General features: G+C 57.6%; 3 protein-coding genes and 1 pseudogene. 3 read left to right on the top strand and 1 reads right to left on the bottom strand.

The window, feature by feature from the left end; all coding sequences use genetic code 11:
* The 3 genes and pseudogenes from BLX41_RS36115 to BLX41_RS24000 form a co-directional block, all read left to right on the top strand.
* Window positions 1–444 (top strand): annotated as a pseudogene (locus BLX41_RS36115) (hypothetical protein); the annotation flags it as partial.
* A gap of 7 nt (window positions 445–451) precedes the next feature.
* Window positions 452–1,111 (top strand): DUF1266 domain-containing protein, encoded by a 660-nt coding sequence (locus BLX41_RS24005; protein ID WP_123726887.1) that lies wholly within the window; start codon window positions 452–454, stop codon window positions 1,109–1,111.
* Window positions 1,112–1,294: 183 nt separating this feature from the next.
* Complete coding sequence (locus tag BLX41_RS24000; RefSeq protein ID WP_123726886.1) at window positions 1,295–2,506, top strand: site-specific integrase; 1,212 nt, start codon at window positions 1,295–1,297, stop codon at window positions 2,504–2,506.
* Here BLX41_RS24000 and BLX41_RS23995 read toward each other — a convergent pair.
* Entirely contained in the window at window positions 2,499–3,035 is a 537-nt protein-coding gene (locus BLX41_RS23995) for a hypothetical protein (protein ID WP_123726885.1), read from the bottom strand. The genes BLX41_RS24000 and BLX41_RS23995 overlap by 8 nt on opposite strands.
* Between the last annotated feature and the right edge of the window lie 71 nt (window positions 3,036–3,106).

Genomic DNA, 3,106 nt, shown 5'->3' with positions numbered 1-3,106 from the left:
AAGCAGAATCGTCCGCCCATCGAGCGCTACTTCCTGGACCTGTTGCGGCTCCTCAACAGCCTCGGCACCGACCTGCAGACGCCAGCCGACTGCATTGCCATTGGCATCGTCCGCACCGATGCCGGCTGGTTGCGTATCGAGGAAGTCAGCGATGCGCAAGCCCAGACCCGCCTGGTGGCTCGCTACCCGCACCTGTTCTACCGACTGGACGCTCCGTCGGCCATGGTCGAATGGCTGGTGGCGGCCCGTCAGTCCGACTTGCTGCTGGAGGTTGCCCCCCAGGCGCCATCGGTCAAGTACGCCACCCGCCATATCTTCAAGAAAAGCCCCTGGCCACAACGCCACGCCGATGACCCACTGTATCGGACCGAAGGCGTGCCCTGGAGGGACATGTCTACTCCCCTGGCCGAGGAAATCGCGGCCTGGCAGGCCAGGAATCGATGAAACGCAAATGATGACGATAATTGCCGCAGCTTTCGGCGCCTGGCTGGTCTGGCGCTACTTTCGCCGCCAGTCGCCTACGTCCCTGGTGGTGTTCACACCCCGCAAACGCTGGGCACTGAGCCTGGCCCAGCCCATGGTGGATGCTACCGGGATGACCGGTTTCTTCGATCCCCAGACCACCCATTTCATGGATCAGGCGAAAGCCTCCCTCAAGGCATCGTTGCTGCACCAGATCGGCTTTCGCAGCAACGCTACGGACGACGAAGTCCGCGAGCACTTGAACAACACCCTGGAACGCCAGTGGTTCCGCGTTGACCTGCACGGCCTGAACACCACCGACGACCCGCGAGCAGCAATGGCCTTCGCCTGCGTGCGCAGCGCGTTCTTTGTCCGCTGCGCGATGTTAATGGACTGGATCGACACCGAGAGCGGATGGCGGATCATGCTCCTCAATGCCCAGCGAGCCCAGGATTGCTTCAGCGACTGGGAGGACTTCGGCAGGGCCTTCATGCTTGGGCGCAGCCAATGGATCGCGGCGTTCAGGGCCGACTCTCTGGGTGAGGTGTTCAATGAAGCAAGCCTGAGCCGGCTGCTCACGCCCGGTAGTGGGATCTGGGCTGGGATTGCCTGGCAGGGCTTGCCGGCATTGTTGCCTGTAGCGGACTGAGACCGCGAAGGGGATGGTGTCCCAGGGCAGGTTCGAACTGCCAACCTTCCCCTTAGGAGGGTCATTAGAGCCGCCAGCCCGCTTGGCCAAACCCAGTGTTTATTGGGCTTCGCGTCCGGTTGTGTCCGTAAAAACGACGCCGTATAGTTCTTTTTGCACCCACCATGCACCCATGGGAACAAATTGAAAGAGAAGCTAACGGCAAAACTGCTTACCTCGCTGCAGGTCACTGGCAGCGAATATGAGGTTCACGACACCACCGTCACGGGCCTATTCGTTCGGGTGACCGCCGCCGGCGCAAAATCGTATGTCGTGTCCTGGGCCCGCGGCCGCAAGAAGACATTGGGGCGAGTTGGCATTCTCACCCTAGACCAAGCCAGGACCGAGGCTACTCAGTATCTAGCAGAGGCTCGAGCGCTTGGCGAACCGCTTGCCGTTACCCAAAAGCGCAGAGGAACCGCCCTACCCTCTCTACGGGAGTTCATCGAAGACACCTATATGCCGTGGTTCAAGACTCACCACAAAGGCCACGAGAAGACCCAGCACACCCTGAGCTGCAACTTCGACGCGATCATGTCACAGCGCCTCGACGCAATCACCGGCCGCGACCTGGACCAGATCCGTACAGGCTGGATGCAGTCGGGCAACAAGCCGTCAACGGTCAACCGCAAAATGGGCTCCATCAGTGGCGTCTTCAGCAGAGCCGTTGAATGGGAGTACATAGATACCCACCCGATGGATCGACTCAAAGCCCTCAAGGTCGACGCGATGGGATTAGTCCGCTACCTGGACGGCGATGAGACAAAGCGCCTTCGAGAAGCACTGGACGCCCGCCAAGACGAAGCACGGGCTGAGCGTGAGAGTGCGAACAAGTGGCGAGCTGACCGCGGCAAGGAGTTGATGCCGAGCTTGCTGCACATCCCTTTCACCGACCACCTAAAGCCCTTGGTTCTGGTGTCGCTAAATACCGGCATGAGACGCGGCGAATTGTTCGACCTGAAATGGTCAGCGGTGAACTTCCAAACTAAGACGATCACCGTCGCAGGTGCCACCACCAAAACCAGCGACACACGACACATCCCGATGAACAAGGAAACGGTCGCTGTGCTGGAGGGCTGGAAGAAGCAGGCCGGCAAATCTCGTTACGTGTTCCCCAGCCAGGAAGGCGGCCGCCTAGAAGACGTTAAAAGCGCCTGGCTCAAGCTACTGGAGAGAGCTGAAATCGAGGGGTTCCGCTGGCACGATATGCGCCACGACTTCGCGTCACGCTTGGTAATGGCCGGCGTACCGCTCAACACGGTACGGGATTTGTTGGGGCACGCCGATATCAAGATGACGCTACGCTATGCGCACCTGGCGCCAGGCACGAAGGCTGCTGCGGTGGAGCTCATTTAGCTCTCGATTGATCCCGCATTTTTTTGTAGTCCTCATACGAAGGCTCAAATGGCTTGTTGTTCTCTATAAAGGCAACATAATCCTCAATGGTGCTCCACTCGGATCTGACCAATTCAAGGTTCAATGAATAGTTGTAGTCGGCCTTATATCCCCATTTCTCCGTAAGGCCGTTCATGCCTCCATATAGGTCGTGGTCACCTTTAAAATAGTCGTGCCCAACGACAACCATCGCCTGCCTCCACAGCGTCTCCCCTGCGTAATCAGGCCCAAGAGCCCCCGCCCTGACTTTGTACAACACCTCGTCTTCTGTCCAAATCGCTACGAAGACGTTCATGAAGCTGATTTTTGTTCTCGGCTTTTCATGGAGGAATGGGTTTATGACGCTCAAGTCTTGCAACCCGTTTTCAATAAATGTTTCGAGCACCTTTACGATTTTTTCTTTCCTTGAGGCTGCCAACAGCTCGAGCGCCGCTTTTAGATAAGGATCGACTCTGGCCGAGAGAACGACCTTCTTTGAGCGGTTTGCCATCAATGAACCCCTTACGTCTACAAATCTTTTGCTTGCAGATCGTGTTACTTACAAATAGGATGTTTACGTCC

Source organism: Pseudomonas protegens (assembly GCF_003732485.1).
In the GTDB taxonomy this organism is placed as follows: domain Bacteria; phylum Pseudomonadota; class Gammaproteobacteria; order Pseudomonadales; family Pseudomonadaceae; genus Aquipseudomonas; species Aquipseudomonas protegens_B.
This window is presented reverse-complemented; position numbering and strand designations above follow the sequence as displayed.

Excerpts from the sequence above, each read along its gene's own strand:
- BLX41_RS23995 (WP_123726885.1), bottom strand. The coding sequence starts at position 3,035 with ATGGCAAACCGCTCAAAGAAGGTCGTTCTCTCGGCCAGAGTCGATCCT.
- BLX41_RS24005 (WP_123726887.1), top strand. The coding sequence starts at position 452 with ATGATGACGATAATTGCCGCAGCTTTCGGCGCCTGGCTGGTCTGGCGC.